General features: G+C 70.8%; 23 protein-coding genes and 1 tRNA gene. 6 read left to right on the top strand and 18 right to left on the bottom strand.

The window, feature by feature from the left end; all coding sequences use genetic code 11:
• Positions 1-89: 89 nt before the first annotated feature.
• From ACTVCO_RS03930 to rpmE, 10 genes are all read right to left on the bottom strand, one after another.
• A complete protein-coding gene (locus ACTVCO_RS03930) occupies positions 90-908 on the bottom strand; it encodes a F0F1 ATP synthase subunit delta (RefSeq protein WP_443727076.1) in 819 nt (272 codons plus the stop codon).
• Complete coding sequence (locus ACTVCO_RS03925) at positions 908-1,468, bottom strand: F0F1 ATP synthase subunit B (protein ID WP_443727075.1); 561 nt, start codon at positions 1,466-1,468, stop codon at positions 908-910. The genes ACTVCO_RS03930 and ACTVCO_RS03925 overlap by 1 nt, the downstream gene beginning before the upstream one ends.
• Positions 1,469-1,470: 2 nt before the next feature.
• Entirely contained in the window at positions 1,471-1,698 is a 228-nt protein-coding gene (gene atpE, locus ACTVCO_RS03920; RefSeq protein WP_443727074.1) for an ATP synthase F0 subunit C, read from the bottom strand.
• 88 nt (positions 1,699-1,786) lie between these two features.
• Positions 1,787-2,572: a F0F1 ATP synthase subunit A gene (atpB, locus tag ACTVCO_RS03915; RefSeq protein WP_443727073.1), complete on the bottom strand. Its 786-nt coding sequence runs from the start codon at positions 2,570-2,572 to the stop codon at positions 1,787-1,789.
• Between the two features lie 237 nt (positions 2,573-2,809).
• Entirely contained in the window at positions 2,810-3,274 is a 465-nt protein-coding gene (locus ACTVCO_RS03910) for a hypothetical protein (RefSeq protein WP_443727072.1), read from the bottom strand.
• Positions 3,275-3,291: 17 nt separating this feature from the next.
• The gene (locus ACTVCO_RS03905; RefSeq protein ID WP_443727071.1) at positions 3,292-4,428 is read right to left on the bottom strand and encodes an MraY family glycosyltransferase; all 1,137 of its coding nucleotides are present in this window, start codon (positions 4,426-4,428) and stop codon (positions 3,292-3,294) included.
• Complete coding sequence (locus tag ACTVCO_RS03900) at positions 4,425-5,162, bottom strand: L-threonylcarbamoyladenylate synthase (RefSeq protein WP_443727070.1); 738 nt, start codon at positions 5,160-5,162, stop codon at positions 4,425-4,427. The genes ACTVCO_RS03905 and ACTVCO_RS03900 overlap by 4 nt, the downstream gene beginning before the upstream one ends.
• On the bottom strand, positions 5,159-6,088 hold the full coding sequence (prmC, locus tag ACTVCO_RS03895; RefSeq protein WP_443727069.1) for a peptide chain release factor N(5)-glutamine methyltransferase: 930 nt from the start codon (positions 6,086-6,088) through the stop codon (positions 5,159-5,161). The genes ACTVCO_RS03900 and prmC overlap by 4 nt, the downstream gene beginning before the upstream one ends.
• 2 nt (positions 6,089-6,090) lie before the next feature.
• The gene (gene prfA, locus ACTVCO_RS03890; protein WP_443727068.1) at positions 6,091-7,191 is read right to left on the bottom strand and encodes a peptide chain release factor 1; all 1,101 of its coding nucleotides are present in this window, start codon (positions 7,189-7,191) and stop codon (positions 6,091-6,093) included.
• 126 nt (positions 7,192-7,317) lie between these two features.
• On the bottom strand, positions 7,318-7,533 hold the full coding sequence (rpmE, locus tag ACTVCO_RS03885) for a 50S ribosomal protein L31 (protein ID WP_443727067.1): 216 nt from the start codon (positions 7,531-7,533) through the stop codon (positions 7,318-7,320).
• 201 nt (positions 7,534-7,734) lie between these two features.
• Here rpmE and ACTVCO_RS03880 point away from each other — a divergent pair, with 201 nt between their 5' ends.
• Positions 7,735-8,874, top strand: coding sequence for a glycosyltransferase family 4 protein (locus tag ACTVCO_RS03880; RefSeq protein ID WP_443727066.1), 1,140 nt, complete (start codon positions 7,735-7,737; stop codon positions 8,872-8,874).
• 84 nt (positions 8,875-8,958) lie between these two features.
• On the opposite strand, the gene rho is transcribed toward ACTVCO_RS03880, so the two are convergent.
• The 7 genes from rho to ACTVCO_RS03845 form a co-directional block, all read right to left on the bottom strand.
• Positions 8,959-10,995 carry a transcription termination factor Rho gene (gene rho / locus ACTVCO_RS03875; RefSeq protein WP_443727152.1) on the bottom strand — a complete coding sequence of 679 codons (2,037 nt, stop codon included), beginning with the start codon at positions 10,993-10,995 and terminating at the stop codon, positions 8,959-8,961.
• A gap of 315 nt (positions 10,996-11,310) precedes the next feature.
• Positions 11,311-12,231, bottom strand: coding sequence for a homoserine kinase (gene thrB, locus ACTVCO_RS03870; RefSeq protein WP_443727065.1), 921 nt, complete (start codon positions 12,229-12,231; stop codon positions 11,311-11,313).
• Positions 12,232-12,233: 2 nt separating this feature from the next.
• The gene (gene thrC, locus ACTVCO_RS03865; RefSeq protein ID WP_443727064.1) at positions 12,234-13,304 is read right to left on the bottom strand and encodes a threonine synthase; all 1,071 of its coding nucleotides are present in this window, start codon (positions 13,302-13,304) and stop codon (positions 12,234-12,236) included.
• On the bottom strand, positions 13,304-14,596 hold the full coding sequence (locus ACTVCO_RS03860) for a homoserine dehydrogenase (protein WP_443727063.1): 1,293 nt from the start codon (positions 14,594-14,596) through the stop codon (positions 13,304-13,306). The genes thrC and ACTVCO_RS03860 overlap by 1 nt, the downstream gene beginning before the upstream one ends.
• Positions 14,597-14,781: 185 nt before the next feature.
• On the bottom strand, positions 14,782-16,131 hold the full coding sequence (gene lysA, locus ACTVCO_RS03855; RefSeq protein WP_443727151.1) for a diaminopimelate decarboxylase: 1,350 nt from the start codon (positions 16,129-16,131) through the stop codon (positions 14,782-14,784).
• Between the two features lie 50 nt (positions 16,132-16,181).
• Positions 16,182-17,861 (bottom strand): arginine--tRNA ligase, encoded by a 1,680-nt coding sequence (gene argS, locus ACTVCO_RS03850; protein WP_443727062.1) that lies wholly within the window; start codon positions 17,859-17,861, stop codon positions 16,182-16,184.
• Positions 17,862-17,870: 9 nt separating this feature from the next.
• On the bottom strand, positions 17,871-18,722 hold the full coding sequence (locus tag ACTVCO_RS03845) for a DUF4190 domain-containing protein (protein WP_443727061.1): 852 nt from the start codon (positions 18,720-18,722) through the stop codon (positions 17,871-17,873).
• A 217-nt stretch (positions 18,723-18,939) separates the two neighbouring features.
• On the opposite strand from ACTVCO_RS03845, the gene ACTVCO_RS03840 reads away from it, so the two are divergent.
• Positions 18,940-19,596: a FadR/GntR family transcriptional regulator gene (locus ACTVCO_RS03840; RefSeq protein WP_443727059.1), complete on the top strand. Its 657-nt coding sequence runs from the start codon at positions 18,940-18,942 to the stop codon at positions 19,594-19,596.
• 69 nt (positions 19,597-19,665) lie between these two features.
• Positions 19,666-19,741, top strand: a tRNA-Arg gene (locus ACTVCO_RS03835).
• Positions 19,742-19,790: 49 nt separating this feature from the next.
• Here ACTVCO_RS03835 and ACTVCO_RS03830 read toward each other — a convergent pair.
• Positions 19,791-20,360 (bottom strand): TetR/AcrR family transcriptional regulator, encoded by a 570-nt coding sequence (locus tag ACTVCO_RS03830; protein ID WP_443727058.1) that lies wholly within the window; start codon positions 20,358-20,360, stop codon positions 19,791-19,793.
• Positions 20,361-20,438: 78 nt separating this feature from the next.
• Between ACTVCO_RS03830 and ACTVCO_RS03825 the strand changes: the two genes are divergently transcribed.
• From ACTVCO_RS03825 to adhE, 3 genes are all read left to right on the top strand, one after another.
• On the top strand, positions 20,439-21,149 hold the full coding sequence (locus ACTVCO_RS03825; RefSeq protein WP_443727057.1) for an MBL fold metallo-hydrolase: 711 nt from the start codon (positions 20,439-20,441) through the stop codon (positions 21,147-21,149).
• Between the two features lie 86 nt (positions 21,150-21,235).
• Positions 21,236-22,504 carry an APC family permease gene (locus tag ACTVCO_RS03820; protein ID WP_443727056.1) on the top strand — a complete coding sequence of 423 codons (1,269 nt, stop codon included), beginning with the start codon at positions 21,236-21,238 and terminating at the stop codon, positions 22,502-22,504.
• Between the two features lie 149 nt (positions 22,505-22,653).
• Positions 22,654-25,401 carry a bifunctional acetaldehyde-CoA/alcohol dehydrogenase gene (adhE, locus tag ACTVCO_RS03815; RefSeq protein ID WP_443727055.1) on the top strand — a complete coding sequence of 916 codons (2,748 nt, stop codon included), beginning with the start codon at positions 22,654-22,656 and terminating at the stop codon, positions 25,399-25,401.
• Positions 25,402-25,415 lie beyond the last annotated feature (14 nt).

Below are 25,415 nucleotides of genomic sequence, written 5' to 3'. Positions count from 1 at the left end.
TCATGACCGTCCGTAGACGGTCTGCGATCTTCAGTGTGCGGTCCCAACAGGGCCGCGAGGTGCGTGGGTGGTGCGCCTGCGGCGCTGTATCAGCTCGCCAGTTGGCGTCGTGCGTCGGCCATACGTGCGAGCACGGTGGCCTCGACGACGTCGTCCCCGACGTGGATGCGCAGACCGCCAACGACCGCAGGGTCGATGACGACGTTGAGCTGGACCGGCTTGCCGTACGCCTGCGCGAGCAGGTGTCCGAGCCGGTCCGTCTGTGCCTCCGTGAGAGGAGCCGAGACGGTTGCGAGACCGATGAGCCGGTCACGCATGCCCGCGGCGATCTCCATGTACCAGCTGAGCGAGGCGACGAACCGCCGCCCACCCCGAAGGACCGCGGCCCGGCGTGCGAGCCGGCGCGTGACCTCGTCGCCGCGACCCGCGAGGATTGCGTCGAGAAGAGCGATCCTGTCGGCCTCGGTGATGCCGGGGGCGTTGAGCGTGGAACGGACGTCGGCCGGTGCGCCGATGAGCGACCTCATGATCGTGAAGAGCTCATTCTCGACGGTTTCGAGCACGCCGCGGGCCTGGGCCGACGCGAGCGTCGCCACGACCGCGAGATGCTCGACCGCCTGCGCGAGGTCAGCGTCGGCCGACCAGCGCTGCGTGACGAGCTCGACGAGAACGGCGACGACGCGGTCGTCGGCCTTGCCGCCGAGCACTGCGCGCACGAGTTCCGCCTTGGCCTCGGCCTCACGGGCCGGGTCAGCGAGGCCGCGCACGAGCGCGGCCGATCCGTCAAACGCGTCGAGCACGGCGAACAGCTGCTCGCCGAGCACGTCCGCGCCCTCGCCGGCGTCGCGCAGCACAGGGGCGAACCCGGTGCGCACGGCCTCCAGCGAACGCTGGCTGGTACCCCGCATCACTTCTCCTTGGCGGTCGTGAGCGTGGCTGCCTCAAGCTCGTCGAGGAAGCGGTCAACGACACGCGACTGACGTGCGACGTCGTCGAGGGACTCGCCCACGATCTTCGACGCGAGGTCGGTCGCGAGTGCACCGACGTCGGCACGGAGCGAAACCGCTGCGGCCTGGCGCTCAGCCTCGATCTGGCGCTGAGCCGTCTCAAGGACCCGATCGGCCTCGGCGGTTGCCTTGGCGCGCGCCTCGGCGACGATGACCGCCGCCTCAGCGCGTGCGGACTCCCGTGCCTTGGCGGCGTCGGCGCGTGCGTCGCGGAGCAGCTGCTCCTGCTCGGCAGCCGCAGCCTCGGCACTCGCCTTCGCCTCGTCGGCGAAGTTCAGGCCAGCCTCGATCTTTGCGGTCCTCTCATCGAGGATGCGCGTGAAGACCGGCAGGACGAGCTTGCCAAGGACGAACGCGATGAGGACGAAGCAGACCGCCGACCACACGATGTCATACGTCGCGGGACGAAGAAGCGGGTAGGTCCCGCCCTCGGTCGCGGCGAGAATGGTCGTGGCGTCCATCGTCAGAAGACGAAGCCCGCAGCGAAGCCGACGAGGCCGAGGGCCTCGATGGCGGCGAGCGAGATGAACATGTTGGTGCGCAGCGCGCCCGCGACCTCAGGCTGACGAGCCGTGGCCTCCTGCGTCTTGGCCACCATGATGCCCAGACCGATGGCCGGGCCGAGCGCGGCGAGACCGTAGCCGACGGTCGCGATGTTGCCGGTGATCTCGGCGAGGTTCGTGATCTCCACGGATGTGTTCCTTCCAGAGTTGGCGGGGTGTTTCCCAGCCAGCGGTGACGACAGATCGGTCCGCGATCTGTCCGGGCGAGGCGAACCCTTAGTGGGCTTCCTCGGAGAGGTTGATGTAGACGGCGCTCAGCAGCGTGAAGATGTACGCCTGCAGGGCAGCGATGAAGATCTCGAACGCCGTGAACGCGAAGCCTGCGGCGAGCGTCACGACGCCCACGGCCTTGAGCGCGCCGGCAGCCTCGAGGAAGAGGAAGTGGGTTGCCGCGAAGCACAGCACGAGCAGCAGGTGGCCCGCGACCATGTTCACCAGGAGTCGCAGCGCAAGCGTTGCGGGACGCAGGATGAACGTCGAGATGATCTCGATCGGCGTGAGGATGAAGTAGATCGGCCACGGCACGCCCGACGGGAAGAGCTGGTTCTTCACGAAGTGAAGTCCGCCCTGCGCGCGGATACCCGCGACGATGAAGGCCACGTAGGACACCAGGGCGAGGACGAGCGGGAAGCCGATGACCCCCGAGGCCGCGATGTTGAGGCCCGGGACGATGCCCGTGATGTTGAACGCGAAGATCGCGAGGAAGAGGATCGTCAGCAGCGGCGTGTGCCGGCGGGCGGTCTTCTTCCCGATGATCTCTTCGACGATCTGCACGCGGATGAAGTCGAGGATCATCTCGATGGCGCCCTGGAAGCGACCCGGGACCAAGGTGGCACGACGAGCCGCAAGACCGAAGACGGTGAGCAGCACGACGGTCGCGATGACGCGCACGAGGGTGATCCGGTTGAACTCGAAGGGAGTGCCCTCGAAGAAGATCGCCGGGGGGAAGAAGTCCGCCAGGCTTGGCGTGTGAAAGCCACCGCCGTCGCCAGAGGCGAGCACGGCGGCACCGTAAGAAGGCAGAGCGAACAGGGTGATCTCCCAGCGATCGTGTCGACGGCGTACCACAGCACGCACTCGTGGGCATGGGCCGCCGGACTACATTGTCGGAATCGGGTCTCAGACTAGCGCATGGACTCGGGTCGCTACGCCCCGCGTCCACCCCTCAGCGCGCACCGCATGTGGCGCCCGTCACGCTCTGCGCATACGGTGCGGGCAGCGATGGATGGCCGTCGCACCTCATTGCTCGTCAGGCTGCTCGGGCGGCGCGGTGGGTGCCCGCTGCGTCAGGTCGACGACCGGGATGCGCGCGCGCTGCAGCTGGACCATCTCGAGCGCGGTGGCCCCGATGATCGCCACGACGAGCACGACGAAGAACACACGCGGCTCATAGAACGTGCGCCCACGAAGTGCCACGAGGAGCGCGAACAGGCCACCCATCTTGAGGATCCACGCACCGACGATCCACGCGTTCATCACGTGCATCGGGCGGTCCGCGGTGCGGACCATGATGATGGCGGTCGTGAGCGAGAAGAACGCGGCAACGCCTGCGCCGAGCAGCGCTCCCCACAGCCCCGGCATCCCCGCGATGAGCGAGCCGAGAAGGCTCCCGACGAGGACCGTCCCCAGGACAAGGACGGTGAGGTCGCGCAGAACCGAGGCAAACGCGCTGCGCACGCGCGTCGGTCCGGAAGGCTGAGTCATGACGATCTCCTTGGGGGTCAACTGTCGTTCGCTGCGCTGGGGGCGTCGGCCACGCTCATGCGGCGGCGCCTAGCGGTCCCGCCGAGCGGACCGAGAGTCAACGCAAGCACGACGAGAGCAGCCACTGCCATACCGATCGCGACCTCGACCGCGGTGAACCGGACGAGGGAGGCGGCGCCGAAGGCGAGGACGGCGGTCCACAGGTACATGACGACGACCGCACGTCGATGGGTGTGGCCAAGCTGGAGCAACCGGTGGTGGATGTGCATGCGGTCGGGGTGGAACGGGCTCTTGCCCTGCAGCGTCCGCCGGATGACCGCGAGAACCATGTCGAGCAGCGGCAGAACGATGACGGCGAGCGGCAGGAGGATCGGCAGGAAGGCCGGGATCGACTGGCCTTCGGAGATCCGCGCGGGGTCGATCCGCCCGGTGACGACGATCGCGGCAGCAGCGATGACGAGCCCGATGAGCATCGATCCGGAGTCACCCATGAAGATCCGCGACGGATGGAAGTTGTGCGGCAGGAAGCCCATGCACACGCCGACGAGCGCGATCGTCGCGAGGGTCGCGAGGTCGGAGTAGTCGGTGGGGTTCGTCGATTGCGTGAGCAGGTAGGTATAGAGGAAGAAGGCGCCGCCACCGATCGCGATGAGACCCGCGGCGAGGCCGTCGAGACCGTCGACGAAGTTCACCGCGTTCATCGCGGTGACCACCGCGAGGACCGTGAGGAAGAGCGAGAGCCGGCCCGAGCCGATCGTCAGCCCCGCGATGGGGACGGTGATGAGCTGGATCCCCTGCCAGGCCATGACGCCCGCCGCAAGGACCTGCCCGGCGAGCTTGGTCATCCAGTCGAGGTCCCAGATGTCGTCGGCCGCACCGAGGAGCGCGACGAGAGCCGCGCCGACGAGGATCGCCCACGCCTCCCCCGAGGCAAAGACGTCCTCGAGGAAGCCGATCTGGGAGGCGACGAGGAACGACACGGCGAGGCCCGCAAGCATCGCGAGGCCCCCGAGCCGCGGGGTCGGGACGGTATGGACATCCCGCGACCGCACAGCCGTCATGCCGCCCGTGCGCATCGCGATCCACCGCGCGAGCGGGGTGAGCAGGAAGGTCACGGTCGCGGCGACGAGCGCGACGAGCAGGTAGGCCCTCACCGGTCGGCGCCGGGGGCGAGGTCCCCCGCGTCCTTCCCCTGTCCGTTCTCCTCCGGCGCGGCCCCGCCGGCGCCAGGCGCGGGCTCGGGTACGCCGCGCAGGCCGGGCACAACCTCGCGGAGTCGCGCGAACGGGATCGCACCCTCGCGCACGACGACAGGCTCAGGGCCGGTCGCGTCGACGATCGTCGAGGCGACGCCCCCGGGGACGGGCCCGCCGTCGAGGTAGACAGTGACGCCGTCGCCGAGCTGCTGCGCGGCGCCCGCGACGTCGAGGGCGGCGGGGCATCCCGTGCGGTTGGCGCTTGAGACCGCGAGCGGTCCCGTGCGCCTCAGCAGGGCGAGCGCGGCGGGGTGGTCGGGCATACGGAGTGCGACGGTGCCGTGCGTCTCGCCGAGGTCCCAGGCGAGCGTCGGCTGCGCACGACAGATGATCGTGAGACCGCCGGGCCAGAAGGCCGCGATGAGCGCACGCACGTCGTCGGAGACGTCGGTCGCAAGACCGTCGAGCGTGCGCGCGTCGGGCACGAGCACGGGCGGCGGCATGTGCCGACCGCGGCCCTTGGCCGCGAGCACGGCCGCGACGGCGGCGGGTGAGAAGGCGTCAGCGCCCACCCCGTAGACGGTGTCGGTCGGCAGGACGACGACAGCACCGCGCTGAACCGCGGCCACGGCCTCGTCGAGCGACGGCCCCCACGTCTGCGGGTCGGTAGCCGGGAGGATCGCGTGGGTCACGACTCCGATCCTCCCACGTCCGCGCCGGGCTGATGTGCGACGACCGCACGCGGCCGCCCCGTGAGGTCCGCGATTGTCTGCGCGTCGACGAGGCCCGCGGCCTCGGCCATCGCGCGTGCGGCACCACCCTGAACCTCGGCATGCTCCATGACGTAGAGCCCGCCCGGCCGCAACAGACGTACGGCCGCTGCCGTGACGCCTCGCGGGACCTCGAGGCCGTCCGCGCCCAGCCCGTACAGGGCGACGGCGGGATCGTGCTGGGCGACCTCGGGGTCGCGCGGCACGGCCTCGGAGGGAACGTACGGCGGGTTGGAGACGACGACGTCGACTGTCCCGTCAAGGTGACCGAGCGAGGTGCGGGCGTCGCCCCGCACGAGCGTGACCTGCGCCCCCGTCGCCGCGCTCACCTCAGCGACGTTGCGCGACGCCCACGCGTGCGCAGCAGCGTCGAGCTCAACCGCGTGGACGTCGGCGCCGGGAACCTCGGTCGCGACCGCGAGCGCGATCGCCCCCGAGCCCGTGCACAGGTCGACGACGAGCGCCCGTCCGCGCTCGACGACCGCCGCGTGCGCGGCATCGATGGCGACTTGCGCGACGTCCTCGGTCTCGGGACGCGGGACGAAGACACCGGGACCCACGGCGAGCTCGAGGTGCCGGAACGGGGCGCGGCCCGTGAGGTGCTGCAGCGGCTGGCGCTCGGCGCGAGCCTCGATGAGCAGGCTGAAGTCACGAGCCACGTCCGCACCGCAGTCAGCGAGCGTTCGCCCGAGCAGGCTCGCGGTGGTCACGGCCGAGCGGTCGACGCCTGCAGCGTGCGCACACAGCAGCTCCGCGTCGACGCGAGCACTCGTCACGCCCGCGTCGGCCAGCAGCGCGGTCGCGTGAGCGAGTGCCTCGCGGACGGGCGTCGTCCCAGTGAGTGTCATCGTCAGCCGCCGGCGCCGGCCAGGCGCGCGGCCTCGTCGGCCTCGATGGCCGACGTGACCACCGGGCCGAGGTCACCGTCGAGCACGGCGTCGAGGTTGTACGCCTTGTAGCCCGTGCGGTGGTCGGCGATGCGGTTCTCGGGGAAGTTGTACGTGCGGATGCGCTCGGAACGGTCGACCGTCCGGACCTGCGACCGGCGCAGGTCGTTCGCCGCGGCCGCGGCCTCTTCCTGCTGCGCCGCGAGCAGCCGCGCGCGCAGGACGCGCATCGCCTGCTCGCGGTTCTGCAGCTGCGACTTCTCGTTCTGCATCGAGACGACGATCCCCGTGGGCACGTGGGTGATGCGCACGGCCGAGTCCGTGGTGTTGACGGACTGCCCACCCGGGCCCGAGGACCGGTAGACATCGATCCGTAGGTCGTTTGGGTCGATCGCGACCTCGCCCGCGTCCTCGACCTCGGGGAAGACGAGAACACCGACCGCCGAGGTGTGGATGCGTCCCTGCGACTCCGTCACCGGGACGCGCTGGACGCGGTGGACGCCGCCCTCGTACTTGAGGGACGCCCACACGCCGTCCTCGGGGGCGACGGTTCCACGAGCCTTGATCGCGACCTGGACGTCCTTGAAGCCACCGAGGTCGGACTCGGTGCGCTCGAGGATCTCGGTGCGCCAGCCACGCTGCTCGGCATACCGCAGGTACATGCGCAGCAGGTCTCCCGCGAAGAGCGCGGACTCCTCGCCGCCCTCGCCGGCCTTGATCTCGAGAATGACGTCCCGCGCGTCGTCGGGGTCGCGTGGCACGAGGACGCGGCGCAGGTGCTCAGCCGCGTCGTGGGACGCCTGCTCGAGCCCGGGGACCTCGGCGGCGAATCCCTCGTCCTCGGCCGCCATCTCGCGGGCCGCGCCCAGGTCGTCCTCCGCAGAACGCCAGGTGCGGTAGGCGCCGACGACGCGACCGAGCTCCGCGTACCGACGCCCAAGCGTCCGCGCCCGGTCACCGTCCGCATGGACGGCAGGGTCCGCGAGCTGCCGCTCGATGTCGGCATGCTCAGCAAGGAGGGGCTGGGTGGCCGCAAAGGCCTCGGGCCCGTCGGGGGTGCTCATCGGTGCCTCTCGTGCTCGGGTCAACCCGGGTGGAAGGCCCGGGAACGGCCGACGCCGGCGGGTCCACGGCTCCGACTGCCCCTGGAGAGGTTGTCGGACGTGGTCCCGCCGGCGTCAGTGAGAAAGCTAGTTGGCAGCCTTCTTGCCGTAGCGAGCCTCGAAGCGTGCGACGCGGCCGCCCGTGTCGAGGATCTTCTGCTTGCCCGTGTAGAACGGGTGGCATGCGCTGCACACGTCCGCGCGGATCTCGCCCGAGGGCTTCGTCGAGCGCGTCGTGAACGAGTTGCCACAGGTGCAGTAGACAGTGGTGTCCACGTACTCCGGGTGGATGTCCTTCTTCATGGTTCTCCTCAGGTGAGTGAGTCCCGGGTCGCCCGCACCTCGCGGCCGTGAACCGGAATCCCAGCGCTCCATTGTGCCACGGACGTCAAGGTCTGCTCGACGTCCCCGGACGTGCGTCCGCTCACGCCCCGTGTCCCAGGTCCGCAGCGGCGCGCGCCCCTAGGATAGGGCGGACCGCGCACCATCCGCCGAGGAGGACCTGTGACCAGGACGCTCATCGTCACGAACGACTTCCCACCCCGCCAGGGAGGGATCGAGGCGTTCGTGCAGGCCACCGCCGACAGGTTCCCAGCCGACGAGGTCGTCGTCCACACGTCCGCGATGCCCGGCTCCGCCGAGCTCGACGCGACGCTCCCCTACCCCGTCGTCCGCGACCGTCGCACGACGCTCCTGCCGTCGGCGCGCGTGCGCCGCGAGGTCCTCGAGACGTTCCGGACGTACGAGTGCGACCGCGTCGTCTTCGGCGCCTCCGCACCCCTTGCACTGCTCGCCCCTGCGCTGCGCGAGGCCGGCGCACAGCGCATCGTCGGCATCACGCACTCCGCCGAGACGTGGTGGGCCCGCGTCCCGGGCGTCCGCCGCGTCATCCGCACCGCGGGCGAGGCGACCGACCACGTGACGTTCATCAACGACTGGTGCCGCGACATCATCGCGCGCCCCATGACCCCCTCCGCGCGCGACCGCATGCGCCGCCTCCACCCGGGCGCCGACGTCACGCGCTTCCGCCCCGACAACGGGGGCGCCGCGGTCCGCGCGCGGCTCGGCATCGCGCCCGACGCACCTGTCGTCGTGTGCGCCGCGCGCCTCGTCGCACGCAAGGGCCAGGACATGCTCGTCCGTTCGTGGCCGACGGTCCTCGCCGCCGTACCCGGCGCAGTGCTGCTCATCGTCGGCGACGGCTCCGCCCGCAGGCCCGTCGAGCGGCTCGTCGCCCGCCACGGCGTCGGCGACAGCGTCATCCTCACCGGTCCGCTGCCGTGGGCGGAGGTCCCGCCGTACGTCGACGCGGGCGACGTCTTCGCGATGCCGTCGCGCACCCGCCTCATGGGGCTCGAGCCCGAGGGGCTGCCGCTCGCGTTCTTCGAGGGCGCCGCGACCGGGCTGCCCGTCATCGTCGGACGTTCGGGCGGCGCACCCGACGCGATCGAGGAGGGCGTCACCGGCTACGCCGTCGACCCGCGCGACCCCGCCGACATCGCGGCCCGCCTCGTCGAGCTGCTCCAGGACCCCGAGAAGGCACGCCGCATGGGGGCGGCGGGGCGCGAGCGCGTCGCCCGGGACTGGACGTGGGACGAGGTCGCGCAGACCCTCCAGGGCTACCTCGGGCTGCCGCGGGCCTGACACAGGCCGTCGCGGCGCCGCACGCACGTCGGAGCCCCCGTGACCTTCGAGGTCACGGGGGCTCCGACGTACGGGCGAGCAGGCTCAGACGGTCTTGCCTGCGTCGTCGTCGTGCGCGGTCGTCGGCGTCGTCTTCTGCACCTGGAGCAGGAACTCCACGTTCGACTTCGTCTCCTTGAACTTGCCGAGCAGCAGCTCGATCGCCTGCTGCTGGTCGAGCCCGGAGAGCAGACGGCGCAGCTTCCAGACGATCTTCAGCTCGTCGCCACCCATGAGGATCTCCTCACGGCGCGTGCCCGACGCGTTGACGTCGACGGCCGGGAAGATGCGCTTGTCCGCAAGGTTGCGTGAGAGGCGCAGCTCCATGTTGCCCGTGCCCTTGAACTCCTCGAAGATCACCTCGTCCATCTTCGAGCCCGTCTCGACGAGCGCCGAGGCGAGGATCGTGAGCGAGCCACCGTCCTCGATGTTGCGCGCCGCACCGAAGAAGCGCTTGGGCGGGTAGAGCGCGGACGCGTCGACACCACCGGAGAGGATGCGGCCCGAGGCGGGAGCGGCGAGGTTGTAGGCACGCGAAAGACGCGTGAGGGAGTCGAGCAGCACGACAACGTCCTGGCCGAGCTCGACGAGACGCTTCGCGCGCTCGATCGCGAGCTCCGCGACCATGGTGTGGTCCGACGCGGGGCGGTCGAACGTCGAGGCGATGACCTCGCCGTCGACGGTGCGCTCCATGTCAGTGACTTCTTCGGGACGCTCGTCGACGAGAACGACCATGAGGTGAACCTCGGGGTTGTTCACCGTGATGGCGTTCGCGATCTGCTGCATGATGATCGTCTTGCCGGCCTTGGGCGGCGCGACGATGAGGCCACGCTGGCCCTTGCCGATCGGTGCGACGATGTCGATGACGCGGGGCGTCAGACGGTTCGCGGCGGCGTTCTCAAGGCGGAGGCGATCCTGCGGGTACAGCGGCGTGAGCTTCGAGAAGTCCGGGCGCTCGAGCGCCTCGGACGGCGCGACACCGTTGACCGAGTCGAGGCGCACGAGGGCGTTGGCCTTGGCGCGCGCGATGTTCGACTGCGGCATCTGGTCGCCCTCGCGCGGCTGGCGCACGGCGCCCGTGAGCGCGTCACCGCGGCGCAGACCGGCCTTCTTCACCTGACCCATCGAGACGTAGACGTCACTCGGCCCGGGCAGGTAACCACTCGTGCGGATGACCGCCATGTTGTCGCGGATATCGAGGATCCCGGCGATCGGCAGGAGGACGTCGTCCTCGTGGACCTCAAAGTCCTCGGATCCGAAGTCGACCGTGCCCGGGCGCGTGCGACCGCGCTTGCGGTCACGCTCGCGGTAGCGGTCGCGCCCACGGCGGCGGCGTCCGCCGCGCTCGTCGTCCTCGAAACGCTGCTCCTGCTGACCACCCTGGCGTTGGGCCTGGGACTGAGCCTGGCTCTGCGCCTGCCCCTGGCTCGGCTGGCTGCCCTGGCTCTGGTTGCTCTGGCTCTGCTGGCTGCCCTGACGCTTGTCCGGGCCCTCGGCGGGTCCCTGGTCGCGACCCGCGCGACGACGCTGCCCACGCTCGAGGCCACGTTCGATCGACGCGAGGTCCGCGGCGACCGCGTCACGAGCCGCGCGCGGCGCGTCGTCGTCTGCGTGCTGCTCGCGGTCATCGCCGCGGCGGCCCGAGCGTGCCTCGGCGCGCTTGCGCGCCTCTTCGGCACGCTGCTCAGCATCGTCGCTCCGTCGCGAGCGCTCGGCCCGCGTCGGACGGGTGCCGTCCTCGCGATGTGCGCGCTCCTCACGGGCCGGCTGCTCGTCGCGCTCCGCACCCTCGTCACGCGCGGGACGCTCTGCGCGGGCGGGACGCTCATCACGCGCGGGACGCTCTGCGCGGGCCGGGCGCTCAGCGCGGGCCGGGCGCTCGGCGCGGGCGGTCGAGACGCCTGCCTGCTCGGCACCGACCTTGTCCTTGGTCGCCGCACCCGACGCGGGCTTCTCGGAGCGAGCCGTGGTCGCGGCGCTGCGAGCCCCCTTGATCGCCTCGACGAGGTCGCTCTTCCGCATCTTTGAGGTGCCCTTGACGCCAAGGCCAGACGCGACCGTCTGGAGCTCGGCAAGGCGCATCGCGGTGAGGGCGCCGGAGGGAGCGGAGGTGGTGTCAGTCACTGAGGACCCTTCCCCTGAAGTTGCAGGACGCCGCCTGTGCGGCCGACTGCTGGTGTGGAGGGCTCGCGCGTCTCCTGCGCGCGGACCGCCCGGACTCGACTACCCCCGTGCTCGCGCACGTGCAGGGCCGGCAGGTTGCCGACGCGACATTCCGGAAACGTGCCCCCGTGTGCCTGCCCTGCGCGTCGCGGCGCGGGCGGACCCGGTCTGAGGAGAATCACCGGGGGAACAGCCTCATCGTACACGAGGCGAGCCCCGAAATTCCCGAGGCATTCAGAGCCTCTCGACATGCGCTCCGACCGGGTCAATCCCCGGGCACGCCGCATGCCACGTGGGGGTGCCACCCAAGAGCTCGGCGACGGTGTTGGCCACGAGGTCGCCGTCGCTCGCGCGCCCCAGCACGAGGACCGTGGGCCCCGCACCCGAGACGACCGCGGCCAGCCCACGTTCGCGCAGCGCGTGCATGAGGTCGACCGACCCGCGCATGACGTCGCCGCGATAGTCCTGGTGCAGACGGTCCTCCGTCGCCTCGAGCAGAAGCTCAGGACGACGCGTGAGCGCCTCGACGAGAAGTGCCGCGCGGCCCGCGTTGAACGCGGCGTCCGCGTGCGGGACGTGTGTGGGAAGCACACCGCGAGCCCGCTTCGTCGCGAGCCGCACGCTCGGCACGAGCACCCACGGCTCGATGTCCGGGTGGACCTCGAGGCGCGTCGCACGCGCCCCGTCGGCGTCCTGCCACGCGATCGTCGCCCCGCCGAGGATCGCGGGCGCCGCGTTGTCAGGATGACCCTCGAAGCTCGTCGCGAGGCGCAGCGCCACACGGTCGTCGAGCGCCTCGGGATCAGCGATGAGCGCCCGCGCCGCTGCGATGCCCGCGACGACGGCCGCGGCCGACGATCCCATGCCGCGGCCGTGCGGGATCTCGTTGGCACACGTCATGCGCAGGCCAGTCTGAGGCGCGCCTACGAGGTCGAGCGCAGCGCGCAGCGCGCGCACGACGAGATGGTCCTCGCCGAGCGCAACCTCGCCCGCTCCCTCACCGACGACCGAGACCTCGGTCGCGTTCGTGCCGAGAGCCTGGACATCCAGGACGTCGTGACGCCCGAGTGCAAGCCCCATCGAGTCGAAGCCCGGGCCGAGGTTCGCGCTCGTGGCGGGAACCGTCACCCGGACGTGGTCGTGTCCCAGCCGCATGGTCAGCTGAGGCCGAGTGCGTCGGCGACAGACATGACGTCGACCCCGACCTTCTGCGGCTGGACGTCAGAGCCGTCAGCCGTGCGTAGGGCCCACTGCGGGTCCTTGAGACCGTGACCGGTCACCGTGATCGTCACGCGCGCGCCCGCGGGCACAAGGCCCCGCTCGGCGCGCATGAGGAGACCCGCGACCCCCGCGGCGGACGCGGGCTCGACGAAGACTCCGACCTCCGCAGACAGGATGCGGTGGGCGGCGAGGATCTGCTCGTCGGTCACGGCCTCGATGACGCCGCCCGAGGAGTCGCGCGCGTCGATCGCCTGGTCCCATGACGCCGGCTTGCCGATCCGGATCGCGGTCGCGATCGTCTCAGGCTCGTCGATCGGGTATCCCTTGACGAGCGGCGAGGCACCCTCGGCCTGGAATCCCCACATCTGCGGGGTGCGCGTCGCGACGCCCGCCTCGGCGTACTCGCGGAAGCCCTTCCAGTACGCCGTGATGTTGCCCGCGTTGCCGACGGGAAGGCAGTGGATGTCCGGGGCGTCACCGAGCACGTCGACGATCTCGAAGGACGCGGTCTTCTGCCCCTCGATGCGGTCGGGGTTGACCGAGTTGACGAGCTCGACCGGGAAGACCTCGGCGAGCTTGCGCGCGATGTCGAGGCAGTCGTCGAAGTTGCCGTCGACCTGCAGCAGACGCGCGCCGTGCGCGATCGCCTGGCTGAGCTTGCCCATCGCGATCTTGCCGTCCGGGACGAGAACGGCGCAGGTCATGCCCGCAGCCGTCGCGTACGCCGCAGCGGACGCGGACGTGTTGCCCGTCGACGCGCACACGACGGCCTTCGCGCCGCGCGCGGCGGCGGCCGAGATCGCCGTCGTCATGCCGCGGTCCTTGAACGAACCGGTCGGGTTCATTCCCTCGACCTTGACGAAGACCTCGGCGCCGGTGCGGCGCGAGAGGGCGGGAGCCGGGACGAGAGGCGTGCCGCCCTCGCCGAGCGTCACGACGTGCGTGCGGAGGTGCTCAGGGAGAAGCTCGCCGTACTCACGGATGATTCCCTGCCACTGGTGGGCCATCAGGCTCCCTCAACTCTCAGGACGGAGGTGACTTCCTTGACGACGTCAAGACCACGGACGGCCTCGACGGTGGCCGCGAGCGCGGCCTCGGGTGCGGCGTGCGTCGAGAGCACGAGGCGCGCGCCGCCATCGGCGGCCTCGCCCTCCTGACGCATGGCGGCGATCGACACGCTGTGCTCAGCGAGGACGCCCGCGACCTTGGCGAGGACGCCCGGGCGGTCGTCGACGAGGACGCGGATCTGGTACCGGGTCACGGCGGAGTCCGCGGGGGCCAGCGGCAGATCCGCGTAGCGCGACTCATCGGGTCCCTTGCCACCGAGAACGCGGTGACGGGCGACCGAGACGACGTCGCCGACGACGGCGGACGCCGTCGGCGCACCGCCCGCGCCACGACCGTAGAACATGAGCTCGCCCGCGGCCTCGGCCTCGACGAACACGGCGTTGAACGCCCCTCCGACGCCCGCGAGCGGGTGCGAGACCGGGACGAGAGAGGGATGCACGCGCACGGAGACGCCCGCGTCAGTGAGTTCGGCGATCGCGAGCAGCTTGATGACGTGGCCCGTCGCGGTCGCCCAGGCGACGTCGTCGGCCGAGACCTTCGTGATGCCCTCGCATGCGACGTCCTCGAGCGAGACGCGCGTGTGGAACGCGAGCGAAGCGATGATCGCGGCCTTGGCCGCGGCGTCATGCCCCTCGACGTCAGCGGTCGGGTCCGCCTCTGCGTAGCCGAGCTCCTGCGCGGTGCGCAGGACGTCGTCGAACGCGAGCGACTTCGTCGTCATCTCGTCGAGGATGTAGTTCGTCGTGCCGTTGACGATGCCGAGGACGCGGCGCACGCGGTCGCCCGCGAGCGACTCGCGCAGCGGGCGCACGAGCGGGATCGCACCCGCGACGGCAGCCTCGAAGTAGACGTCGACGCCCGCGGCGTCGGCCGCCTGGTAGAGCTCGGGACCGTGCTGCGCGAGGAGCGCCTTGTTCGCGGTGACGACGCTTGCACCGTGCTCGATCGCGCGCAGCAGCAGGCCGCGCGCGGGCTCGATCCCGCCCATGAGCTCGATGACGATGTCGGCGCGCGTGACGAGGGCGGCCGCGTCGGTCGTGAGGAGAGCGCGCGGCACGACGGCGTCGCGCGGGGTGTCGACGTCACGGACCGCGACCCCGACGAGCTCGAGCGGAGCGCCCACGCGCGCTGCCAGGTCTGCGGCCTGCTCCGTGAGCAGGCGCACGACCTGCGTGCCGACGACTCCGCAACCCAGCAGGGCGATACGTAGGGCGCTGGACGGTGCAGGCACCGGTCCTCCTTCGGGTGGGGCGCACCGCGCCCCGGTCGGGCCGCCGTTCCCCGATCAGGGACGGCGGGTCGTGGTCAGAATAGGCGGCGCGAGCGGGCCTGTGCTGGGGGGGCCCCCACAAGGGGGGACGAGGCACNAGCGGGCCTGTGCTGCGGCGTCCACGACAGTGGACGCCGCGTCACACGTCAGCCGACGTCGAGCGCGAGCAGGTCGTCCTCGGTCTCTCGCCGCACGAGAACCCGCGTCCCGCCCTCGGCGAGGGCGAGCACGGGCGGACGCGGCACCATGTTGTAGTTCGACGCCATCGACCGGCCGTAGGCACCCGTCGCAGCGACGAGCAGCAGGTCGCCAGCGCGGATGTCCGCGGGCAGCCACACGTCGTGCACGACGATGTCCCCCGACTCGCAGTGCTTGCCGACGACGCGCGCGAGCACGGGCTCAGCGCTCGAGAGCCGACCCGCGACCTCCGCGTGGTAGGCCGCGCCGTAGAGCGCAGGCCTCACGTTGTCGCTCATGCCGCCGTCGATCGAGACGTAGAGCCGCGTCGTCGTGTCATCGACGCGCACGGGCTTGATCGTGCCGACCGTGTACAACGTCGTGCCGGGAGGCCCGGCGATCGCACGTCCGGGCTCGATCGAGAACCGCGGCAAGCGCTGGCCGAGCGCGGCCGCAGCGTCGGCGACCGCCGCGGCGACCTCCTTGGCGATCCGCTCAGCGTCGAGCGCAACCTCGCCGGGCAGATAGGCGATCCCGTAGCCGCCGCCGAGGTCGACCTCGTCGACGAGCACACCCGAACGCGTCGCGAGCTCACCACGGAGCTCAAGCACCTTGTGCGCAGCAGCCGCGAAGCCCGAACCGTCAAGGATCTGCGACCCGATGTGCGAGTGGATGCCCTGCAGCTCAAGCTCGGGGCGAGCAAGGACGGCGAGGAGCCCCGCGAGCGCGGGGCTGTCGGCGCCGTCGGACGAGGCGACAGAGAGACCGAACTTCTGGTCCTCGTGCGCGGTCGAGATGTACTCGTGGCCGCCCGCGTGCACGCCCGTCGTCACGCGCACCATGACGGGTGCGGTGACGCCGCGCGCGCCCGCGGCGTCGGCGACACGTTCGATCTCGGCGAGGGAGTCGACGATGATGCGACCGACGCCCTCCTCGAGTGCGCGCGCGATCTCGGCGTCGGACTTGTTGTTGCCGTGCAGCCCGATGTCGGAGCCGGGGACGCCCGCGCGCAGAGCGGTGAGGAGCTCAGCGCCCGACGCGGTGTCGATGCGCAGGCCCTCGGCATGCATCCACCGGGCGACGGCGGTCGAGAGGAACGACTTGCCCGCGTAGTAGACGTCGACCTCAGCTCCGATCGCCGCGAACGCCTCCTCGAAGGCGGTGCGGTAGGCGCGTGCGCGACCGCGCATGTCGGCCTCGTCGACGAGGTAGGCGGGCGTGCCGTGCTCGCCAGCGACCTCACGGACGTCGACGCCCGCGACGTGCACGGCGCCGGCCGCGTCGCGCCTCGCCGAGCGGGGCCACGGCTCGCCGGGCATCGACGTGCCGCCCGGGACCTTCGCGGGCACGGGCCCGCTCACGGGGGCGCTCACATGCGCTCCGGGGCGGAGACCCCGAGGAGGCCGAGGCCGTTCGCAAGGACCTGGCGGGTTGCGTCGTTGAGCCACAGGCGGGTGCGGTGCTCGTCACCCACGGGCTCCTCGCCGAGCGGGGTCACACGACGTTCGCCGTACCACTTGTGGTACGAGCCGGCGAGGGCCTCGAGGTACCGGGCGACGCGGTGCGGCTCGCGCAGCTCGGCAGCCTGGGCGACGACGCGCGGGAACTCGGTGAGCGCACCGATGAGTGCGGCCTCGGTCGGGTGGTCGAGGAGGGAGGGGTCGAACCCGTCCTCGCGACGCACCCCGTGCTCGGCGGCGTTCCGGGCGACGTTCGAGGTCCGTGCGTGCGCGTACTGCACGTAGAAGACGGGGTTCTCGTTGGATGCCCGGGCGAGCAGGTCGAGGTCGAGGTCGATCGAGGAGTCGGACGAGGAGCGCGCGAGCGAGTAGCGCGCCGCATCGACGCCGACGATGTCGACGAGGTCCTCGAGCGTGACGATCGTGCCCGCGCGCTTGGACATGCGCAGGGGCGCGCCGTCCTTGAGGAGGTTGACCATCTGGCCGATGAGGATCTGCAGGTTGACGTTCGGGGTGTCGCCGAACGCCGCGCAGACGGCCTGCATGCGCGAGACGTAGCCGTGGTGGTCAGCGCCGAGCATGAGGATCTCGACGTCGAAGCCGCGCTCACGCTTGTCGAGGTAGTAGGCAATGTCGCCCGCGATGTACGCGGCGTCACCGTCAGACTTCACGACGACGCGGTCCTTGTCGTCACCGAAGTCAGTCGTGCGCAGCCACGTCGCGCCGTCCTTCTCGAAGATGTGACCCTGGTCGCGCAAGCGCGAGATCGCGCGGTCGACTGCGCCCGAGGCGTGGAGCTCGTCCTCGTGGAAGTAGACGTCGAAGTCGACGCCGAAGTCGTGCAGCGACTGCTTGATCTCACCGAACATGCGCTCGACGCCGCGTGCGCGGAAGACCTCCTGCGCCTCGGCGTCCGCAAGCGTGAGCGGGTCCGGGTCGCCGGCTGCGCCTGCGTCCGCCAGGACGGCGTCAGCGATGTCCTGGATGTACTGGCCGCCGTAGCCGTCCTCGGGGGCCTCCTGGCCGCGAGCTCGCGCGAGCAACGACCGAGCGAAGCGGTCGATCTGCGCGCCGTGGTCGTTGAAGTAGTACTCGCGCGTCACCTCGGCGCCCTGCGCCTCGAGGATGCGGGCGAGCGAGTCACCGACCGCGGCCCACCGGACACCCCCGATGTGGATGGGGCCCGTGGGGTTCGCGGAGACGAACTCGAGGTTGATCTTCTTGCCGGCCTCCGCCGTGCCGCGGCCGTAAGCAGCGCCCGCCTCGAGGATCGTGCGGGCGAGCGCGCCCGCGGCGGCAGCGTCGAGCGTGATGTTGAGGAAGCCGGGACCTGCGACGTCGACCTTGGCGACGCCGGGCGTCGCGCCGAGGCGCGCGGCCAGGTCCTCGGCGAGGGCGCGCGGGGCGATGCCCGCCTTCTTCGCCAGCTGGAGCGCGACGTTCGTCGCCCAGTCGCCGTGCTCACGCTGGCGGGGTCGCTCGACGTGGACGGTCGCGGGGACGTCCTCGGCCGGGAGGGCGAGGGTGCCGTCGGCGACTGCGGCGGCAAGTGCGGAACTGATCGCGTGGGAGAGCTCGTCGGGGGTCACCGGGCAATCCTAGCGAGACCGCTCCCCTGCTCCGAGAACGAACCGGTCCATGAACGATCGCGCCGCCTTGCTGGGGCCGTCGATCTCGATGCTCGTCGTGAACTCGGACCAGACGAACGTCGTCTTGCCGTCGCGAACGACGCGGCGCACACGTGCTCCGGCGTCAGACTCGAGCTCCTTGCCCTCCTTGGCGTCCTCGTGGGAGAGGCGCTCACGCACGACGTCAGCGAGCGTCGACTCCGCCTCGGTCGCGGTTGCGTGCAGCCGCACGACGACGACGACGGCCACGCCGTCGCGGGTGAACGTCGCGCTCACGGCCTCCGTACCGCTGCCGCCCGCATGCGGCTGCCAGCTCTCGGTCGAGAAACGCCCGACCTTGAGGGGCAAGGTGTAGGCGAGGCTTGCTCCCGCTCCGAGGACCGGGACGTCTGTCGTGCCCTCGACGTCGAGGTCGTCAACGGTGAGGGACGCCGTGGTTGCGGCCTCCGCGGTGATCGCGACCTCCGGCGCCTCGTGCGTACGCGCCTCGGCCGTCGCCTCCGCGCCGCCGCTCGCCGCCCCTGCGGGCTCGTCGGGCAGGGCGAGCTGCACCTGTGTCGGCTGCGCTGCAGGGGTGGCGATCGCAGAGTCAGTCTCGAGGTTGGCGGCCCACAGTCCCCACGCGGCCGTCCCGAGCAGTCCGAGCGCGCAACCCGTCATCGCGAGGCGGCGTACGGCGCCGACGGGACGAGCAGCGAGCGAGACGACACCGAGGACGAAGGCGACAGGCCCGGCCATGACGATGCCTGTGACGACCGACGCGACCGCGGTTCGTGCGCCGTCGCGTTCGCGTCCGACGGCGCCGCGGCGCTCCCTGGTCATCGCTCCTCCTTGAGCAGTTGTCTCCGTGCGCGCGCCGCCATCGTTGGCCCGCGTCCGCACGTCGCTAGCCTATCTGGAGCGGGGAGTGCCAAGCACCCTCCGCTCACGCCCCGTGCCGATGCCGCACGGAACCCGCGCGTCCAGCCTGTGGGTCGATGTCGTGGGGAAACGCACAACAGTGTTCACTGCTCTTGAACGCCCGACGAAGGAGACGCCCATGGCTGCACGGACCGGACTCATCGACCGCACCGTCGACCAGCTGCGAGCCTCCGTCGTCGACGGCACCTGGCCCGTCGGCAGCCGCATCCCCACCGAGGCCGACCTCGCCGCGATGCTCGGCGTCGGCCGCAATACTGTCCGCGAGGCCGTCCAGTCCCTCGTCCACTCGGGCCTGCTCATTCGCCGGCAGGGCTCAGGAACGTACGTGCTGTCAGACTCCGAGCTCTCTGTCGCCCTCGGTCGCCAGATCGAGCACGTCCACCAGCAGCACGTCCTTGAGGTTCGCCGCAGCCTTGAAGTCGAGGCCGCGCGGCTCGCAGCGCGACGCCGCACCGACCGCGACGTCATGACCCTCCGCTCCCTCAACGAGGGCCGTCAGCGGTCCTTCGCCGCAGGCGACATCGACTCCATGGTGACGAGCGACCTCGCCCTCCACCGCGCGATCGTCGCAGCCGCACGCAACCCCCTGCTGCTCGACCTCTACGAGAATCTCCTCGACGCGATCGGCGACTCGATCCGCGCCAACGTCGAGACCGACCACCCCGACCACACGCACGACGAGCTCGTCGAGGCGATCGTCGACGGCGACGACGACGCAGCAGCGCGGGAGATCTACGCCTACCTCGAGCTCTACCTCGAAGCGCTCACCGACTGACACCACCCGGGATGTGACCAGGCCCGTCACGCGGTGCTAATGTCGTCCCTCGTGCACCACGGTGCACATGCCCTCGTAGCTCAGTGGATAGAGCGTCTGCCTCCGGAGCAGAAGGTCGTAGGTTCGACTCCTATCGAGGGCACCACGAACGCCCCGGTCTCCCGCGTGGAGGCCGGGGCGTTGTCGTTGCCGGTCTAGGCTCTCCGCGGCTCTACGGGAGGCGGCGCGAGCGGAGCGGTCGCTTCGGACATGCCTGCGACGAGACGGTCGAGACCGTAGTCGAATGCGGCGTCGACGTCGCCCCCGAGCCGGAACGCTCCTGCGAGCTCCATGTGGAGGAAGCCCGTCGCCCACGCGGTGAAGGTCCGGGCGGCCGACAGGGCGGCGCCGTCGCCGACAAGCGCAGCCGCTGCGGTGACGACGGGCATGGCGGCCCGCTCGAGAGCGTCGAGCGGCGCCGCGGGTGTGAAGACGAGCCGGAATGCCTCGGGGCGCTCTTTCGCGAAGGCACGGTAGGCAACCGCGAGCGCACGGAGGTCGGTGGCCGACTCTTCGAGGAGCGCGCCGAGATCGTCGACGGCGGTCTCGGCAACGGCCGCGACGACGGCGCCCCGGTCCCGAAAGCGTTTGTAGAGCGAGGGCGCGCGGACACCGACTCGGACGGCGACAGCCTGCATCGTGAGGCCGTCCACGCCGTGCTCCTCGAGCAGCTCGGTCGCCGCGCGAACGATGTCCTCATGCGTCGTGCGTTCGGGCGCTGGCATCCCATCCTCCGTTGGCTATTGACCCTAGCCTTGATGGCTACGTATCGTAGCCATCTTAGTCGCCCACCGGAGGTCCCCATGCAACTCGCCCCGCACCTGCACCGGCTCGGGAACGACGTCATCGCGTCCTACCTCATCGACCTCCCCGACGGCATCACGCTCGTCGACACAGGCCTTCCCGGCCACTGGACGGACCTCCTGCGCGAGCTCCGCACCCTCGGCCGCAGCCTCGACGACATCCGCGGCGCCATCCTCACGCACGGCGACAGCGATCACCTCGGCTTCGCCGAGCGCCTGCGGAGGGCGACGGGGACACCGATCTTCATCCACAGCGCCGACGCTCACCGTGCGCGCACGGGCGACAAGCCCCCCACACCGACCGGGCCCGCGCGCGTCGGTCCAACCCTCCAGTTCCTCACCTACAGCCTGCGCAAACGCGCGTTTCCCGTGCGCTACGTCCAGGAGGTTGTCGAGGTCGCCGACGGCGACGTGCTCGATCTGCCGGGGCGCCCGCGCATTCTGGGCATGCCCGGGCACTCCCCCGGCAGCATCGCCGTCCACGTCGCCGAGGTCGACGCGGTCTTCGTCGGCGACGCACTCACGACCCGTCACGTCCTCACGGGGAAGGCCGGACCCCAGCCGGCGCCGTTCACGGATGAGCCCGAGCTCGCCACGGCCTCGCTCAAGAATCTCGCCCAGGTTGCCGCGTCGTGGGTCCTCCCGGGCCACGGCGCACCCTGGCGCGGGACGCCAGCAGCACTCGTCGCGGCGATGAGCGCCGCCGCCTAGCTGTGATGTCCAGCCAGGCCCTCCCAGCCGACGGCAGCATCACGGTGGGGCACGTCCCGTTCACCCGCGGCCGATAGCGTCGCTCCATGACGTTCCCGTCCACTCCCCTCGCTCGACGCCTCACGCTGGCCGACGCCGTCACGCTCGGCCTCGGCTCAATGCTCGGCGCTGGCGTCTTCGCTGCGCTCGCTCCTGCGGCGGGGCTCGCGGGACGGTGGCTCCTCGCAGCACTCGGGCTCGCGGCTCTCGTCGCGACCGCCAACGCGCTCTCGACTGCGCAGCTCGCGGCGCAGCACCCCGTCGCCGGCGGCGCCTATGCGTACGGCAGGGCGCGGCTGGGCCCGACATGGGGATTCCTTGCCGGCTGGGGTTTCGTCGTCGGCAAGACCGCCAGCTGCGCCGCGATGGCGCTCACTCTTGGCGCATACGCGTGGCCGGGCCACGCACGCCTTGTCGCGCTGGGCGCGCTCACACTGCTCGTGGTGATCGATATCGCCGGGGTCACCCGCACCGCGCGCGCGACGCGCGCACTGCTCGGCGTCACCCTGCTCGCGCTCGGCACGCTCGTCGCCGCGGTGGCGGTCGCGGGAGTATCGGGTGGCCTCAGCCCTGCGCTCACGTCGGCGTCGACGCCCGACGCCCCCGGCCTCACCGGCGTGCTCGGCGCCGCTGGGCTGCTGTTCTTCGCGCTCGCCGGCTATGCGCGCGTCGCGACGCTCGGCGAGGAGGTGCGCGATCCCGCGCGGACGATCCCGCGCGCTGTCCTTCTTGCGCTCGGCGGCGCTGTCGCGGTCGTCGCCGCGGTCGCGGCCGCGACCCTCGCCGCGCTGGGACCAGCAACACTTGCGAGCTCAGCGGCGCCGCTTGCCGACACGGCACGCGCGATCGACGCCTCCTGGCTCGTCCCCGTCGTCGGCGTCGCGGCTGCCACGGCATCGGGCGGGGCACTGCTCGCACTGCTGGCAGGCGTCGGGCGCACGACGCTCGCGATGGCCCGCGACGGCGAGCTTCCGCGCGGGCTCGCACACATCCACGCGGGACGCCAGACACCGGCCCGCGCGACTCTGCTCGTTGGTGCCGTCATCGCGGTCCTCGTCTGCACGACGGATCTGCGCGGCGCCCTCGGTGCCTCGTCGGCCGGGGTCCTCCTCTACTACGCCATCGCCAACGCGGCAGCGTGGACCCAGCCGGCCGCGGAGCGTCTCGCACCCCGCTGGGTCGCAGCACTCGGACTTCTCGGGTGCCTCGCACTCGTCGCCTCACTGCCCCGCTCCGCCCTCGTCGTCGCGAGCGCAGTCCTCGCCCTCGGCCTGCTTGGACGTGTGGTTGCGCGCGGTGTAGGACCTCGGGCCTGACCCCAGACGGCCAGGCTGTGGTGGCCCCTGAACTCCCGCCCAGACCAGTCAAAAAGGTGGGACCTTTGACATGCGAGTGACGTGGAACACGCCCATATGTTGGTGGTGAGACCACAGAAGCACCCCGAACCCGCAAAGGGGATCGAGCAATGACCACCACCGCCGAACCCGGCACCACCAGCCCCGTCGCCCAGGCCATCGACGCACTCGTCGTCCGCGGCCAGAAGGCCCTGACCGAGTTCATGAACCTCGACCAGGCCCAAGTCGACCACATCGTCAAGAAGGCATCCGTCGCCGCCCTCTCGCAGCACGGCGAGCTCGCCGTCCTCGCGGTCGAGGAGACCGGCCGCGGCGTCTTCGAAGACAAGGCCGTCAAGAACATCTTCGCGTGCGAGCACGTCACCAACTCGATGCTCAAGCTCCGCACCGTCGGCATCATCGGCGAGGACGAGCTCACCGGAATCACCGAGATCGCCGAGCCCGTCGGCGTCATCTGCGGCGTCACCCCCGTGACCAACCCGACCTCGACCGCGATCTTCAAGGCGCTCATCGCCCTCAAGACCCGCAACCCGATCGTCTTCGGCTTCCACCCCTCCGCACAGGCGTCCTCGGTCGCCGCAGCCAAGGTCGTGCGTGACGCGGCGATCGCCGCAGGTGCGCCCGAGAACTGCATCCAGTGGGTCGAGGAGCCGTCGCTCGAGGCGACCAACACCCTCATGAACCACCCCGGGATCGCGCTCATCCTCGCGACCGGTGGCAACGCGATGGTTCGCGCCGCCTACTCGTGCGGCAAGCCCGCCCTCGGCGTCGGCGCAGGCAACGTCCCCGCGTTCATCGAGCGCTCCGCCAAGCTCAAGCGCGCCGTCAACGACGTCGTCCTGTCCAAGGCGTTCGACAACGGCATGATCTGCGCCTCCGAGCAGGCCGTCATCCTCGACGCGCCCATCTACGACGAGGCCATGGCCGAGTTCGCGACGCTCCACGCCTACCGCGCCACCCCCGCCGAGAAGGCCATGCTCGAGGAGTTCATCTTCGGCGTCACCGCCGGCGGCGAGAACTGCGCAGGCGCCAAGCTCAACCCCAAGGTCGTCGGCCAGTCCCCGCAGTGGATCGCCGAGCAGGCCGGGTTCACCGTCCCCGAGGACACCTCGATCATCCTCGCGGAGGTCACCGAGGTCGGCGCCGGCGAGCCCCTCACCCGTGAGAAGCTCTGCCCCGTCCTCGCCGTGCTCCGCGCCGACGGAGCCGAAGCAGGCATCCGCCTCTCCGAGCAGATGGTCGAGTTCGACGGCCTCGGCCACTCCGGTGCGATCCACTCCGAGGACCAGGCGGTCATCAAGGAGTTCGGCTCACGCATCAAGGCCGTGCGCATCATCACGAACGCACCGAGCTCGCTCGGCGGCATCGGCGACATCTACAACGCGTTCATCCCGTCGCTCACGCTCGGCTGCGGCTCCTACGGCCACAACTCGGTGTCGAACAACGTCTCCGCGGTCAACCTCGTCAACATCAAGCGCATCGGGCGGAGGAACAACAACTTGCAGTGGTTCAAGGTTCCGGCCAAGACGTACTTCGAGCCCAACGCGATCCGGTACCTCGCCGACATGCGCGGGATCTCCCGCGTGACGATCGTCACCGACTCGACCATGACCAAGCTCGGGTTCGTCGACAAGATCCTCGACGTCCTCAACCGTCGCGGCGAGCGCATCGCGCTGCAGATCATCGACGACGTCATGCCTGAGCCCACGGTCGACTTCGTCCAGAAGGGTGCCGACCTCATGCGGCACTTCAACCCGGACACGATCATCGCGCTCGGCGGTGGCTCCCCCATGGACGCCGCCAAGGTCATGTGGCTGCTCTACGAGCACCCCGAGATCGAGTTCGCGGACATGAAGGAGAAGTTCTTCGACGTCCGCAAGCGCGCCTTCAAGTTCCCCGACCTCGGTGAGAAGGCCTCGCTCGTCTGCATCCCGACGACCTCGGGCACCGGCTCAGAGATGACGCCGTTCGCGGTCATCTCCGACCCCGCCACGGGCAAGAAGTACCCGCTGGCCGACTACGCACTCACGCCGACCGTCGCGATCGTCGACCCCGCACTCACGTCGATGATGCCGTCGTTCCTCGTCGCCGACTCCGGCTTCGACGCGCTCACGCACGCAACCGAGGCCTACGTCTCGGTGTACGCCAACGACTACACCGACGGCCTGTGCCTGCACGCGATCAAGCTGATCTTCGAGAACATCGCCAACTCGGTCAAGGGCGGCCCCGGAGCCACCGACGAGCGCACCGTCAAGGCGCGCGAGAAGATGCACAACGCCTCGACGATCGCCGGCATGGCGTTCGGCAACGCGTTCCTCGGCATCGTTCACGCGATGGCACACGTCACGGGCGGGATGTTCAAGCTCGTCCACGGCCGCACCAACGCGACGTACCTGCCGCACGTCATCCGTTACAACGGCACCGTCCCGACCAAGCTGACGAGCTGGCCGAAGTACGAGCACTACGTCGCACCCGAGCGCTTCCAGGAGATCGCCAAGCACCTTGGTCTCCCGGCCAGCACGCCGGCCGAGGGCGTCGAGTCCTACGCCCGCGCCGTCGAGGAGCTGCGCGAGCAGGTCGGCATCCCGGCGTCCTTCCAGGCGCAGGGCGTCGACGAGGAGCTCTTCATCTCGAAGCTCGACGAGCTCGCGATGGGCGCGTACGAGGACCAGTGCGCACCTGCCAACCCGCGCATGCCGATGCTCGACGACATGAAGACCCTCATGGAGGCCGCCTACTACGGCACGTCCTTCGCGGAGGTCAAGGCCTCCCGCAAGGCCGTCGGCGCCGCGGCGGTCGAGGCGGGCGCCGAGCCCGTTGCGGAGCCCAAGGCACGCAAGGCATCGCGCAAGCGCTGACCTCACGTCCTCGG

The organism is Sanguibacter sp. A247, from assembly GCF_052324925.1.
GTDB lineage: Bacteria > Actinomycetota > Actinomycetes > Actinomycetales > Cellulomonadaceae > Flavimobilis.
This window is presented reverse-complemented; position numbering and strand designations above follow the sequence as displayed.